This window comes from Sinorhizobium chiapasense, from assembly GCF_045277575.1.
GTDB lineage: Bacteria > Pseudomonadota > Alphaproteobacteria > Rhizobiales > Rhizobiaceae > Ensifer > Ensifer chiapasense_A.
The window spans coordinates 1,607,127-1,621,309 of the sequence record NZ_CP144205.1; the positions used below are offsets into that span (position 1 = coordinate 1,607,127).

General features: G+C 63.6%; 6 protein-coding genes and 1 pseudogene. 3 read left to right on the forward strand and 4 right to left on the reverse strand.

Going from position 1 to position 14,183, the window contains the following annotated elements; all coding sequences use genetic code 11:
* Positions 1-430: 430 nt before the first annotated feature.
* From QM996_RS07810 to QM996_RS07820, 3 genes and pseudogenes are all read left to right on the forward strand, one after another.
* Positions 431-7,066 carry an apolipoprotein A-IV repeat region-like domain-containing protein gene (locus QM996_RS07810; protein ID WP_500269943.1) on the forward strand — a complete coding sequence of 2,212 codons (6,636 nt, stop codon included), beginning with the start codon at positions 431-433 and terminating at the stop codon, positions 7,064-7,066.
* 255 nt (positions 7,067-7,321) lie between these two features.
* Positions 7,322-7,744: a VOC family protein gene (locus QM996_RS07815; RefSeq protein ID WP_500269944.1), complete on the forward strand. Its 423-nt coding sequence runs from the start codon at positions 7,322-7,324 to the stop codon at positions 7,742-7,744.
* A gap of 257 nt (positions 7,745-8,001) precedes the next feature.
* Positions 8,002-8,881 (forward strand): annotated as a pseudogene (locus QM996_RS07820) (AraC family transcriptional regulator).
* Between the two features lie 275 nt (positions 8,882-9,156).
* Here the strand turns inward: QM996_RS07820 and QM996_RS07825 are convergent.
* From QM996_RS07825 to QM996_RS07840, 4 genes are all read right to left on the reverse strand, one after another.
* Positions 9,157-10,026 carry a cytochrome c1 gene (locus QM996_RS07825; RefSeq protein WP_500269945.1) on the reverse strand — a complete coding sequence of 290 codons (870 nt, stop codon included), beginning with the start codon at positions 10,024-10,026 and terminating at the stop codon, positions 9,157-9,159.
* 32 nt (positions 10,027-10,058) lie between these two features.
* A complete protein-coding gene (locus tag QM996_RS07830) occupies positions 10,059-11,339 on the reverse strand; it encodes a cytochrome b (RefSeq protein ID WP_500269946.1) in 1,281 nt (426 codons plus the stop codon).
* A gap of 14 nt (positions 11,340-11,353) precedes the next feature.
* The gene (gene petA, locus QM996_RS07835; RefSeq protein ID WP_173516657.1) at positions 11,354-11,932 is read right to left on the reverse strand and encodes a ubiquinol-cytochrome c reductase iron-sulfur subunit; all 579 of its coding nucleotides are present in this window, start codon (positions 11,930-11,932) and stop codon (positions 11,354-11,356) included.
* 369 nt (positions 11,933-12,301) lie between these two features.
* Entirely contained in the window at positions 12,302-14,167 is a 1,866-nt protein-coding gene (locus QM996_RS07840; protein WP_500269947.1) for an ABC transporter ATP-binding protein, read from the reverse strand.
* Positions 14,168-14,183: the final 16 nt, after the last annotated feature.

Consider the following 14,183-nt stretch of genomic DNA (forward strand, 5'->3'; position numbering starts at 1 on the left):
GCTATCAGCTTAAATCGGGGCGCAATATGGGCAGGAATCTGGGGAAATGGTTAATGGCCGTTAAACCGGCTGATTTCCTTATATTTTCTGGCTTTGGCACGGTTGTCGCATTAAGATTTCATTAGGATTTTAACTAAGCCCGAGCGCTCTTAATTGTAAGAACCCAGCTAATGTGTCACTACGATACGCTTAGGAACTTGCCTACGTGCGAAAATGGCAACCGTTCCGGTGGATAAGCTCAACGCGTGGTCCCTTTCGGCCACAAATGTGACTATCCGTCGAGGCAATGCAGTGTGTGATCAGTAGGGTATTGCGTAGATCCGATGCGCGTATCTTGCCGTCACAGCCCGCGAGGAAGAAATCCGGCCCGCCCGTTGTGCGCGAGCGCTGGCAGTGTTGTCGCTGGCAAAAGGTAATGAGGCGTATCCCTATGGCGACGAAAAAGAGCAATGAGTCAATCGACGAAAAGGCCTTCCAGGCTTTGGAAGCTGCCCTGAAGATCGATTTCGACGAGCTTAACTCGAGCCCGAACGACAAGACTTCCTTGGATGATCCGGAGGAAAATGTGTCTCAGCCCGGCAATCAGGCGCACGCGCCCGATCAGAATAAAAGAGCAAAGTCTCAACCGGAGTCATCCCGCGCTGCGCGTGCTGCCGAAGCGGCCAAGACGCTCGCCCCGGAACCTGCGCCGAAATCCCCTGCCCTTTCCGCCGCCAACGACGACGGTCGTCGATCGCCGGCTGCGATGCTGCGCGCGCTTGACGTGCGCTCCAATCGCGCCGCGATCCGGGTTGCCGCGCTGGTGTCGGTCATCTGGGCCATCGCCGGCCTCGGCATTGCCAACCTGCTCTATGGGCCGCAAATCTGGCAGATCCGCTCGCTGAGCGATCTCGCCGCGACGCCGGGCGCCATTGGCGTCGCGATCGGCATCCTGCTGCCGGTCATGCTCTTCTTCTCCTTCGCCATCATGATCGCCCGTGCGCAGGAACTGCGCAACGCCGCCCGGTCCATGGCCGAGGTCGCGCTGCGCCTTGCCGAGCCCGAAACGGCTGCAGCCGACCGCGTCATGACCGTCGGCCAGGCCGTTCGCCGCGAAGTGTCGGCCATGAACGAGGGTATCGAGCGCACCATCGCGCGCGCCACCGAGCTCGAAACGCTGGTGCATTCGGAAGTCAACGCGCTCGAGCGCAGCTACAGCGAAAACGAATTGCGCGTCCGCACGCTGGTGCAGGAACTCGGCCTCGAGCGCGAAGCGATCATAGGTCATTCGGAGCGTATCCGCTCGGCGATATCGGGCGCCCACAGCAAGCTGAAGGACGACCTGGAACAGGCGAGCGACGACATCGCTTCGCGCATTGCCATTTCGGGCGAAGCCTTCGCCTCGCTGATCGACACGCGCGCCGCAGCTCTCAGCGAAAAGTCCGACAGCGCCCTGCAGTCGATCGGCACCATGCTGTCGTCCCGCACCGATGCGCTGCTTTCCGGCCTGACTGCGGCCGGCCTTGGCCTCAGCACCGAATTCGATACCCGGCTTGACCAGTTGAGCGAGACGCTGACGAAGCGCGGCGAAGACCTGCTCAGCCAGTTCGAGACGCGCGCCTCCTCGCTCGACGCCAGCACCGAGCGGCTGAACGCGGCGCTCAACGACCGTGCGCGCCAGCTCAACGAGACGCTGATCGCCCGCACGCGTGACCTCAATGAAAGCCTCAGCGTCGGCCAGCAGGCGATCACCGGCGGCCTCGATGACGTCCTCGCTTCGCTCAACGCCACGCTCGACGAGAAAGGCGCAAGCTTCCGCCAGAGCCTGCGCTCCAGCGCCGACGACGCGATCATGGATCTGGACCTGCGCGGTGGCTTCTTCGAAGAGAAGCTGCAGACCACCGTCGGCCAGCTCGCGACCGCCTTCGACGAGCGCTTCCACGAGTTTGCTTCCGCCTTCGACAAGCGCGCCAGCATGCTCGACACCAAGCTCATGGAAAGCCTGCACCGCATCAACGAGACCGTCTCCGGCGGCTCGGAAGCGATCGGCGGCGCGCTCGACAGCAGCATCGAGAAGATCGGCTCTGCGCTCTCCGATCAGTCGCTGACGCTGGCGACCACACTCGGCGCGACCCAGGACTTCATCGAGGAGACGCTCGCCAGCCGCACCTCGGAACTCAGCAACCTGGTCGGCGATGCCCACAGCCGCATCGATGCCGTTCTCTCCGAGAAGACCAGCGGCCTCATGGGCGCCCTCTCGCAGGCGCAGGAGCGCATCGAGAACGGCTTCGGCCAGCGCGCCGACGCTCTTGCCAGCGCGCTCACCACCAGCGAACAGCGCCTGACCGAGGGGCTGGATACCCGCACCGCCGCCTTCGTCGACGGCCTGCACGCCGCCCACGCCCGCATAGAACAGACGCTCAGCGGCTCGACCGACGAGATCACCAGCGCGATCGCTGCCAGCCAGCACCGCCTGGACAACACGCTCTCCGAGCGCACGCTCGCCCTTTCGACCATCCTGTCGATGGGCGCCGACTCGATCGACAACGCCGTCAGCGGCACGGCCGACCGGCTGGAGCGCGTTCTGTCCGAACGTGGCGAAGCGATCTCCGAAGCGCTCACGAGCCAGACGTCGGCCCTCGATGGCGTCCTCGCCGAACGTGCCGCCGCCATCACCTCGACGATGTCGTCGCGCGCCAATGAAATGGCCAACACGCTGAGCCGCCACGCCGAAGACGTGGCCGACAGCCTGACGTTCCGCGCGACGGCCGTCGCCGAAACCATGACCGACCGCGTCGGCGATATCGAGCAGAAGCTCTCCGAGAGCGTCAACACGATCGCCGAAAACCTCGGCGGCCGCGTCAGCCAGATCTCCGATACCCTCACCCAGACAAGCGCCCGCATCGCCGAGGACCTCAGCGACCGTGTCGGCAAGATCTCCGACACGCTGACCGAGACCAGCGCGCATATCGCCGATGCCCTGACGGCACGCACGACCGAAGCGACCGCTTCGCTCGCCGGCAAGGCAGCCGAAATCGAGCAGACGCTGAGCGGCCGTGCCGAGCACCTGCGCGATACCCTGTCGTCGACACACGAACAGATCCGCGCCACGCTCGACGACCGCATCGACGCCATCAACCTCGCCGTCGGCCAGGGCCGCGATCAGCTCGAAGGCATGCTAGCCGATCAGTCGACCGCAATCGCCACGACGCTGGCCACCAGCGCCAGCATGCTCGAAATGTCACTGGATGAGCGCCAGTCCGCGCTTGCCGGCGTCATCGACCGCAGCGGCGAAGCGCTCGAAGCCCGCATGCGCTCGACAACCGGCAATATTGCCGAGCGCCTGGCCGAAACCGCCAATCAGATCAGCCTGGCGGCCGACAGCCTGACCAACCGCGTTGACATGTCGATCAACGGCATCAACGACCGCCTCGACGACACCGGCCTGCGCATCGAGACGAGCCTTGGCTCTCTCGAGGAGCGCATGCGCGAAAGCGCTGGCAACATCGGCTCGATCGTCGACGAAACGGGCATGCACATCGAAACCCGCGTCGGCGTGCTCGAAGATCGCATTCGCAACACCGTCGGCAATGTCGGCACGGTTGTCGACGACACCGGCGCCCGCATCGAAAGCAATCTCGGCGCGCTTGAAAACCGCATCCGCGGCAGCGTTGCCAATGTCGGCTCCGTCGTCGACGATGCCGCAGCCCGCGTCGAAAGCGGCCTCAATGCGCTGGAAGATCGGATCCGTGGCAGCGTCGGCAGCGTCGGCTCGGTCGTCGGCGACACCGGCACCCTCATCGAAAACAGCCTTGGTGCCCTGCAGGATCGCATCCGCGGCAGCGTCAACGACGTCAACGCCCTGGTCGACGATACCGGCCTGCGCCTGGAAGTCAGCCTCAGCTCGCTCGAGGAACGCGTCCGCGACAGCGTCGGCAGCGTCAACGAGATCGTCGATGGCGCCGGCCAGCGGATCGCCAACAGCCTCGGCGACCGGGCGGGCGACATCGATCGCATGAGCCAAATGGCGGCCAGCCGGATCACCGGCGCCATCGAAGCCGGTGCCGAGCACATCGCCGAGCGCCTCGGCACCATGGACCGTGCCCTCAATATCGGTCTTGAAAACGTCAACCGGACGATCGAGGGCAAGGCCGCCGTGCTCGTCAGCAGCCTGCGCGGTGCCGTCAACGAAGCAACACAGGATCTGGATGCGGAAGCCTCCCGCCTCGAAGGCAAGACCAGCGATCTCGTCAGCAATCTGCGCAGCGCCGTTGGCGACGTGGCCCAAGAGTTTGACGCGGAAGCCGTCCGCATCGAGGACAAGGCCGCCGGCCTCGTCACCACGCTTCGTGGCGCGGTCGGCGATGTCGCCCAGGAACTCGACGCCGAAGCCGCGCGCTTCGAAGGCAAGGCTGCAGGCCTTGCCACCACGCTTCGCGGCGCGGTCGGCGAGGTTGCCCAGGAGCTCGACGCAGAGGCCGCACGCATCGAAGGCAAGGCTGCAGGCCTCGCGACGACGCTTCGCGGCGCCGTCAGCGATGTCGCTCGGGAGATCGACGCGGAAGCAGCACGCTCCGCCGAGCTCCTCTCCAGGGCCGGCGACGATTTCGCCTCGGCGCTTGCCGCCCGCCAGGCCGAGTTTGCCAACACGATCGACCAGACGGCAGCGACAACCGCCGCCCGCCATGCGGAGCTTGCCGATACGATCGAGCAGAAGGCTGCTGCCACCGCGGCGCGTCACGCCGATCTTGCCCGTTCGATTGCCGACGCGGCCGATACGGTAACGGCACGGCTCGCGGCCACGCACAGCCAGATCGCCAGCCATGCCGACAACATTCACCAGGGCCTCACCAGCACCGAGAAGGCGCTTGAAGCCCGTGGCGAAGCGATCCGCAATACGCTCGACGACCGCACCCGCGAGCTCAATTCGATGCTCGCCGGCCGTTCGCTGGAGCTGTCGCGCCTGATCGACGAGCAGGCCCGCCCGGTCATCGACCAATATGCCGCGACCGGCCGCGAGGCCGCCGAGCGCATTGCCGCCGTGACCCAGGAAAGCGCCGATCGTCTGCGTGCGGAAAACGCCGCCCTCGTCAACGCCATCGCCGAGCGCACCGGCGAAACGCTGAACGCGATCTCGCACCGGGCCGAAGAAACGGCAAAGGCGATGAAGATGGTCGAGAACCGTCTGCAGTCGACCGCCATGGGCCTGATCGACCAGCTCGCCAACAACAACGCCGCGATCGCCACGGTCATCGACCAGGCGAGCAGCAACCTCGGCGAAATGGACCAGCGTCTGGAATCGACGATCGCCCGCGTATCGGAATCGACCCGTCAGGCCTCCGACATGCTGTCGACCTCGACCCGCCTCATCGAAGGCAAGGTCGACAAGCTGTCCGACATTTCCGCCGCGACCCTGTCGCAGATCGGCGGCATCGTCGGTCGCTTCGAGGACCACTCGAAGGTGCTGAGCCAGGCGTCCGACCTGCTTGGCGCTGCCCAGTCGAACCTCGTCAGCACGCTCGAAGAACGTCAGGATGCGCTGCGCACCCTTTCGGTCGGCCTCGTCCAGCGCTCGGAAGAGATCGAACGGACCATGCGCGCACTCGAAGGTTTCGTCGATGGCGCCTTCCAGCGCGCCGAAGAGCGTTCGGGCCTCGTTGCCGGCAACCTGCGCAGCGGTATCCAGCAATCCTTCTCGGATGTCGGTCGCCTGCTGACCAGCGCCGAACAGCGCGCGGCCGAGGCTGCCGAAGCGATGCGCAATACGCTCGCCCAGGCCGGCGACGACGCCGGTGCGTCGGTCGAGCAGGTCTTCAGCCGAGCCGAGGAGCGCTCGCGCCAGATCGCCGATACGCTTCGCTCAGGCGTCGAGACCTCCTTTGCCGATGTCAACAAGACGCTCTCTTCGGTCGAGGGCCGTGCGCTCGGCGCGTCGGAAGCCCTGCGCCAGGCGATCGCCAAAATCGGAGAAGATGCCGGTGCATCGATCGAAGGCGCCTTCGCCAATGCCGAGGAACGCTCCAAGGAAGTGGCCTCGCGTCTGCGCGGCAGTGTCGCGGCCTCGGTGTCCGACATCGAGCGGATGCTGGCCGAGAGCGGCAAGAAGTCCGACGGCGTTGCAGGCCAACTGCGCGACGCGGTTCGCGTGGCGATCGACGAGGCGATCGGCCGCTTCAGCGGTGCTACCGACGAAATCCGTCGCTCGGCCGGCGAGATCCGCAAGGAACTCGATATGACCCGCGAAGAACTGAAGCGCGGTGCCTTCGACCTGCCGGAAGAGGCGAAGGAAAACGCGGCGGTCATGCGTCGCGCCGTCGGCGAACAGATCAAGGCGCTGCAGGAACTGTCCGACATCATCGGCAAGTCCTCGACGCAGCTCGAAGTCGCCCAGCCGCTGCGCCAGCAGCCCGCCGCTCCGGTCTCTCGTCCGGTGCAGCAGCAACCTGCGCCCCAGCCGCAGCAGCCGGTCGCTCAGCCCCAGCCGGTCGCTCAACAGCCGGTAGTGCAGCAGCCAGCCCGGCAGGAACCGGCCCCGGCGCTGCGCGGTAGTCTCGGCATCGAGCAGCCGGCCATTCGCCAGCCTGCTCCCTCGCAGGCGGTGACCAGCGAAGTTGCAGAAGGTGGTGGCTGGATGCGCGATCTGCTGCGTGCGGCATCGCGCGAAGAGGCACCCTCGCCGGCGCCGCAGCGCCCGGCCGAAGCGCAGCCTGCGGCCCGCACTGGCGACAGCCGCAATCCGCGCCACGTCGTCGAGTCGCTGAACTCGCTGTCGGTCGACATCGCCCGCGCCATCGATCACGATGCCTCGGTCGAACTGTGGCGCCGTTACCAGCGCGGCGAGCGCGACGTGTTCACCCGTCGCCTCTATACGCTGAAGGGCCAGCAGACCTTCGACGAGATCAAGCGCAAGTACGACCGCGAGCCGGAGTTCCGCACCGCCGTCGACCGCTACATCGCCGACTTCGAGAAGCTGCTCGCCGACGTTGCCCGCAACGACCCGGACAAGCGCATCACCCAGACCTACCTGACGTCGGATACCGGCAAGGTCTACACGATGCTCGCCCACGCCGCCGGCCGCTTCAGCTAAGCGGCAGCCGATCGTACGCTGATGTCATGGACGGCCCCGTCGGAAAACGGGGCCGTTTTCGTATGCGCAAAGCCGCCGATATAAGTCAGAGTCACTAACGGCGCACCGCACCTATCACCTGCCTCCTCGCTGATGGCTCGGCCGTGGCGCGGACCTTTGCCGCAGCAGGCGAAAGCGGACTTTCTCCGTTACAATGAGTGGGTACGGCCGCCGACTGTGCGGTAGCCACTCTCTTTCTCAGATCAGGAGGCGGATATGAAACCACGGCTGAAAGTCCTCACGCTCGCGGTAAACGACCTTGAAAGGTCATTGGCCTTCTATCGCGACGGCATGGGGCTGCCGACGCAGGGAATTATCGGCCAGGAATTCGAGGACGGCCCAGTGGTCTTTTTCCACATGGGCGACGACTTGATACTGGCGCTCTTTCCCGCGCAATCACTTGCCAAAGACGCAAAGATATCCCCGACGCAGGTGCGGCTCGGCGCCGTGTCAATCGGGCATATCGTCAATTCAAGGCAGGAGGTCGATACGGTCATGAAACAGGCCGAAGATGCCGGCGCGATCGTTACCGATCACGCACACGAACGTTTCTGGGGCGGCTATTCCGGCTACTTCCACGACCCCGACGGCCACCTTTGGGAGATCGCCTGGAATCCGCAATGGACCGTCGCGGATTGAAGGCTCGGATGGCGGCCGTAGACCTTGCCACTATCCGGTGTGCTGCCCACGCGCGGGCCGCTTCAATTAAGCGGCCTTGGCGTCAGAAAAGTAACCCCACGGTGAGGTGCCAAGCTGTCGCGAAGTTCCCCGGTAGGGATGGTTACCTCATATGTCGACACAATTGCCGAGCAGCCGAGCCTGATAATTCGCAAGATCGGTCGAGCGCACAGCACTTGTGCGGGGCTATTTAGTCCTGCCACGGTAAGGACAGGATGATGACGACGACGCTTCGAAACTACCATGCCCGGATGCAACGGGTGCTGGATCACATCGATCAGCATCTCGACGACAATCTGGACCTAGACGAGTTGAGTTGCGTGGCCGCCTTCTCCAAGTATCATTTCCATCGGCAGTTCACGGCGACCTTTGGGCTGTCCGTGCGTCGCTATATCCAGCTCGTGCGCATGAAGCGGGCATCCTACAGGCTGGCCTACAGGGACGTAGTCAACGTGACCGAGATAGCGATGGATGCCGGCTACGAAGCTCCTGACGCCTTTGCACGCGCATTTCGGCAACGGTTCGGCCAGTCGCCTTCGCAGTTCCGGAAATCTCCCGATTGGGAACCGTGGCTTACCGCCTTCGGGCCTCTCAACCACGCAAGGAATAAGCTCGTGCAAAAGACATTCACAGCCAATGACGTCGAAATCCGCGAGGTGTCTTCGACCCCTGTCGCGATCATGAAACATCGGGGTGATCCGGCAAGGATCGGCGACACGATCCAACGCTTCATAGCATGGCGCAAGGCCACTGGTTTGAATCCGAAAACAAGTCTGACTTTCAACATCTTCCATTCCGATCCGCGTGTGACATCCGCGGACGAGTATCGGCTGGACCTGTGTGTCGGCACTGATCGGCATCAAGACGAACGGAGAGCAGATCGAGGCGGGCGTGATCCCCGGCGGCCGTTGCGCCGTGCTGCACGTCGTTGGCAATACCGACGATCTGGAACCTGCCGCGCTTTACCTCTATCGCGATTGGCTGCCGGCTAGTGGCGAGGAAGCCAGGGACTTCCCCCTGTACTGCCAGCGCCTTACCTTCTTTCCGGAAGTGCCAGAACATGAGGCGGTTGCCGAGCTGTTCCTGCCCCTGAAATAGCGGCCCTTGACGGCGGCTTGTCCCTTCCCGTCGTGGGAGGTGGACAGGCAGTATCGCACCCAAGTCCGCCGGTCCGGCTCCTTAGCACGTTCGCTGAAAGCGGGCATTCCATCAGACTAGATCACGGCGGCCTTCACTGAAGGGCTACTCAGAAAGTGAAATCGGCACAAGATGGCTGCCGCGAGCCTCGGGCCCTCCCCCAAACGCCAAAGGCCCCGGACGAACCGGGGCCTCTTCTTTGGATCTCGATCGGAGCCGGCCAGGCCGGAAAGTGATCAATGTTCCTTGTTGGCGTAGACCGACTTCTTCGTGAGGTAGACGAGGCCGGTGAAGATCAGCAGGAACACCATGACCATGAAGCCGGTGCGCTTGCGCTCTTCGAGGTGCGGCTCGGCCGCCCACATCAGGAACGAGGCGACGTCCTTGGCGTACTGGTCGACCGTCTGCGGCGTGCCGTCGTCGTAAGTGACCTGGTCGTTGGAGATCGGCTGGGCCATCGCCAGAGCGGCAGCGTTCGCAAAGTACGGGTTGTAGTGCGTGCCTTCCGCGACTTCGACGCCCTGCGGCGGATCCTGGTAACCGGTCAGCAGCGCGTGGATGTAGTCCGGGCCGCCTTCCTGATAGGGCCAGAACATGTCGAAGATGAACTGCGGGAAACCGCGCTCGATACCGCGTGCCTTGGCGATGAGCGAGAAGTCCGGCGGCGCTGCACCGTTGTTCGCAGCCGCAGCCGCTTCCTTGTTCGGAAAGGGCGACGGGAAGTGGTCGGACGGCAGAGCCTTGCGGGTGAACATCTCACCTTCGGCATTCGGGCCGTCCTGAACCTCGTAGTTCGCCGCAAACGCCTTCACCTGCGCTTCAGAGTAGCCGAGGTCTTCGAGCGTACGGAAGGCCACCAGGTTCATCGAGTGGCATGCCGAACAGACTTCGGTGTAGACCTTCAGGCCGCGCTGAAGCTGGCCCTTGTCATAGTGACCGAACGGGCCGGCAAAGCTCCATTCCTGCTGTTCCGGCTTGTGGATCGGATAGTGAGGCGTACCGCCGCCATGCTCCTCGCCGCCTTTCGCCTCTTCGGCGACTGCTGCACCGAGACCGAGACCAGCGACGACAGCGAGTGACAGAATGCCTGTAACAAGCTTTTTCATTGTTGTGGGTTCCTTATCAATCGCTGTTCTGATCAGGCGCGTGCGGCGGCCGGCTGCGCCTTGGCATTCTTCTTTTCCAGCACCGCTTCGGTGATGGAGTTCGGAATGCGCTTCGGCGTTTCGATCAGGCCGAGAACCGGCATGATGACGAGGAAGAAGCCGAAGTAGTACAGCGTGCCGATCTGCGACATCACGACGTAGAGGCCTTCTGCCGGGCGCGAGCCGAGCCAGCCGAGCATGATGGCGTTGGCGACGAAGATCCAGAAGAACAGCTTGTACCACGGACGGTAGACGGCCGAGCGGACCTTGGACGTGTCGAGCCAGGGCAGGAAGAACAGGACGATGATCGAGCCGAACATCACCAGAACGCCGCCGAGCTTGGAGTCGATCGGGCCGATGTTGAAGGTGATGGCGCGCAGCATCGCGTAGAACGGCAGGTAGTACCATTCCGGAACGATGTGGGCAGGCGTCTTCAGCGCGTCAGCCGGAATGTAATTGTCCGGGTGGCCGAGGAAGTTCGGCATGTAGAAGACGAACCAGGCGTAAACGATCAGGAAGACGGAGACGCCGAGCGCATCCTTCAGCGTCGCATAGGGCGTGAAGGGAACGGTATCGGTCTTCGACTTGACCTCGACGCCGGTCGGGTTGGTCTGGCCGGTGACGTGCAGCGCCCAGATGTGCAGGACGACGACGCCGGCGATCATGAAGGGCAGCAGGTAGTGCAGCGAGAAGAAGCGGTTCAGCGTCGGGTTGTCGACCGCGAAGCCGCCGAGCAGGAACTGCTGGATCCACTCGCCCACCAGCGGGAACGCGGTGAAGAAGCCGGTGATAACCGTCGCACCCCAGAAGGACATCTGACCCCAGGGCAGAACGTAGCCCATGAAGCCGGTCGCCATCATCAGCAGATAGATGACCACGCCGAGGATCCAGAGGATTTCGCGCGGCGCCTTATAGGAGCCGTAATAGAGACCGCGGGCAATGTGCAGGTAGACGGCGATGAAGAAGAAGGACGCGCCGTTGGCATGCAAGTAGCGCAGCAGCCAGCCGTGGTTGACGTCGCGCATGATCTTTTCGACGGAGTTGAAGGCAACGACCGTGTCGGCGCCGTAGTGCATCGCCAGCACGATGCCGGTCAGGATCTGAACGATCAGCATGACCGAAAGCATGGCACCGAAGGTGTAGGCGTAGTTCAGGTTCCGGGGAACCGGATAGCTGATGAAGCTATCATGAACGAGACGCGGCAACGGCAGACGGGAATCAACCCATTTCTCAATGCCAGTCGTCGGCGTGTAGGTTGAATGTTCAGCACTCATTATCAGTAGTCCCCTCAACCGATCTTGATAACTGTGTCGGAAACGAACGCGAAGGTCGGCACGTGAAGGTTCTCCGGCGCCGGACCCTTGCGGATGCGGCCGGCCGTATCGTAGTGCGAACCGTGGCAGGGACAGAACCAGCCACCGAAGTCACCGGCCTGGCCAAGCGGCACGCAGCCGAGATGGGTGCAGGAACCGATCATGACGATCCAGTTTTCCTTGCCCTCGCCGGCAGAGCGATCGACGTCGCTTGCCTGTGCTTCGGCCGGAAGGTTGGCATTGCGCGCAACCGGGTCCTTCAGCTCGTCGAGCTTGACGGCCTTTGCCTCTTCGACTTCCTTCTCCGTACGGTTGCGGATGAAGATCGGCTTGCCGCGCCATTTCGCCGTCAGCGACATGCCGGGCTGCAGGCTCGAAACGTCAACCTCGATCGAGGCGAGCGCGAGCGTCGATGCATCCGGACGCATCTGGTCGATGAACGGCCAAGCGACAGCACCGGCGCCGACGACGCCTGCCATACCGGTAGCCAGATAAAGGAAATCGCGGCGAGTGGGCTCGCCCAAGGCCTCGCTTGAAGTGTCGTGTTCGCTCACGGCTAAACCATCCTCTCACGCAATATTGCGGAAACCGCATCCGCCCCCGGCGAAATTCCTGCCCCTTGCGACTTGATCCAGGTCAAGGAACCACGCCCTATTCATAGTGCTGTCGCCCCCGTCGTCTTGCGGCTGCAAACACGACATCGGCACCAGAATCCGGAAAAATTCTGCGCGCGCACGGCACACAGATTCCCCGTCAATCCGGCGCGTTCTATGCTTGATCGCAAATTATGTCCAGCCTTGACAAGGGGATGTGGGCAGATTGTCGCGGGGAAAAGCGCGGCCAATCGGCACAAGGACTTGACGGTCGCCAGTTAGGGTGAATTCAGGCTGGGCGGGTGGGCGTCGAAGCGCTCTTGGGGCGCCCTACTCCGCCGCTTCGTCGCGGGCAAGGAATCCGCCCGATTGGCGCGACCAGAGCCCGGCGTAAAGCCCGCCGCGGGCGACGAGCTCCGCATGGGTTCCCTCCTCGACGATCCGCCCCTTGTCCATGACGACGAGCCGGTCGAGCGCCGCGATTGTCGAAAGCCGGTGCGCGATCGCGAGCACTGTCTTGCCCTGCATCAGACGGTCGAGGTTGGACTGGATCGCCGCCTCGACTTCTGAATCGAGCGCCGAGGTCGCCTCGTCGAGCACGAGGATCGGCGCGTCCTTCAGCATCACCCGGGCAATGGCGATGCGCTGGCGCTGACCGCCGGAAAGCTTGACGCCGCGCTCGCCGACATGAGCGTCGAACCCCTTGCGGCCGCGCTGGTCCTGCAGGCCGAGAATGAAGTCGTAGGCCTCGGCCTTGCGCGCGGCGGCAATCAGTTGCTCCTCGCTTGCATCCGGCCGGCCGAACAGGATGTTGTCGCGGATCGAACGGTGCAGCAGCGACGTGTCCTGGCTGACCATGCCGACCTGGGCACGCAAGGACTCCTGCGTGACCGCGGCGATATCCTGCCCGTCGATCAGGATCCGCCCGCCCTCGAGGTCGTAGAAGCGCAGCAGCAGATTGACCAGGGTCGACTTTCCGGCGCCGGAGCGTCCGACGATACCCACCTTCTCACCCGGACGGACGATCAGCGAAAAATCGTCGATGACGCGCTCGCCCTTGCCGTAATGGAAGCGCACGTGCTCGAAGCGGATCTCCGGCCGGCTGACGGCAAGCTCTGCGGCACCGGGCCGGTCGACGAGACCGATCGGCTGCGACACGAGCTCTGCCGAGTTCTGGATCGTGCCGATGTTGCGCATGATCGCATTGAACTGGGTCATCATGCGGCCGAGCAGCATGTTGAGCCGGAGCACCAGCGCCAGCGTGAAGGCGACGGCGCCGGAACTGATCGCGCCGCCGAGCCAGAGGTGGATCGAATAGACGGCGATGGCCGTGATCATCAGGCCGGAAAGCAGCGCCAGCGACGCGCGCACCGCCGTCAGGAGCCGCGTGAACGGAATGACCGCTCCCTGGAACCGATCGAAACCGGAGCGGATATAGCGATCGTTCTCCTCGTCGCGACCGAAGAGCTTCAGCGTCTGGATATTGGAATAGGCATCGACCATGCGGCCATTCAGCATCGATGCCATTTCGGCCGTGTCGCGGGCATGTTTGCGGATGCGCGGAACGAAATAGCGCGCAAGCGACAGGAAGACGACAATCCAGAAGGCGACCATCGCCGCAAGACGCCAGTCGAGCTGCGCCACCAGCGCCATGGTGGAGGCCGTGTAGATGACGATGAACCAGACGACCTGCAAGAGCGAGACGATGAGATCGCTCGTCGCCTGGGCGCCGGCCCAGACCTTGGTGACGATGCGGCCGGAGAAATCGTTCTGGAAGAAGGTGAGCGACTGGCGCGCCACATGCACATAGGACTGCCAGCGCACCAGGTTGAGAAAGCCGGTGATGATCGACTGCTCTTCGACGAGCGCGGCCAGCGACACTGCGACAAAGCGGAACACCATGACCGTCAGCAGCATGAACAGGAGTTCCGGCCCGTTGGCGGCGATCAGGCCGCTCCAGCCGGCCTCGGGCTTCACCGTGTCGAGAACGTCGACGAGCCGTCCGACGAAATAGAACAGGCCGGCTTCGAGCATGGCGACGAGACCGCCGAGCACGGCCATGGCAATGAACGGTCCCTTTGCTTGGCTGGCGTAGAACCAGGCGAAACCCCAGAGCGATTTGGGCGGCTGCAGGCGCTCGCGCGGCGCGAACGGCTTGATCCAGTTCTCGAAAAGGCTGACGATGGCGCTGAGCATTGTTCCGATATAGGCG

Bases quoted from the DNA above. Each gene is read 5' to 3' on its own strand.
- QM996_RS07825 (WP_500269945.1), bottom strand. From the start codon at position 10,026: ATGAAAAAGCTTGTTACAGGCATTCTGTCACTCGCTGTCGTCGCTGGT.
- QM996_RS07840 (WP_500269947.1), bottom strand. From the start codon at position 14,167: ATGCTCAGCGCCATCGTCAGCCTTTTCGAGAACTGGATCAAGCCGTTC.
- QM996_RS07815 (WP_500269944.1), top strand. From the start codon at position 7,322: ATGAAACCACGGCTGAAAGTCCTCACGCTCGCGGTAAACGACCTTGAA.
- QM996_RS07810 (WP_500269943.1), top strand. From the start codon at position 431: ATGGCGACGAAAAAGAGCAATGAGTCAATCGACGAAAAGGCCTTCCAG.
- QM996_RS07830 (WP_500269946.1), bottom strand. From the start codon at position 11,339: ATGAGTGCTGAACATTCAACCTACACGCCGACGACTGGCATTGAGAAA.